The organism is Streptomyces beijiangensis, from assembly GCF_017315755.1.
GTDB classification, from domain to species: Bacteria; Actinomycetota; Actinomycetes; order Streptomycetales; family Streptomycetaceae; genus Streptomyces; species Streptomyces beijiangensis.
In genome coordinates, this window is record NZ_JAFLRJ010000872.1 from 1 (window position 1) to 267 (window position 267).

Sequence of the window (267 nt, forward strand, 5' to 3'; positions counted from 1 at the left end):
AAGCGGCCGAAGGCCGCGCACGACCCCGCTACTGGTCCTGCCTGTTCTCCAACGGCGGCACCGGCTCCTGATACGGCGGCACCGGCGTCGCATACGACGCCCAAGGCTCCGGATCCCGCGGCCCGAACAGCGCCGTGAGCGCCAGATGCACGATCATCGCCGCCACCGGCCACGCCAGCAGCGCCCCCTTCGCCGCCAGCTTCAGCGGAGCGTCGAAGGTGACCCCCTTGCCCGCCTTCAGCGCCGCGGCGATCACGTCGTCGTCGG

1 pseudogene is annotated in these 267 nt (G+C 72.3%); it reads right to left on the reverse strand.

Features of this window, described 5'->3' with window-relative positions:
* Positions 1-28: 28 nt before the first annotated feature.
* Positions 29-267, reverse strand: a pseudogene (locus tag J0695_RS39595) (hypothetical protein); the annotation flags it as partial.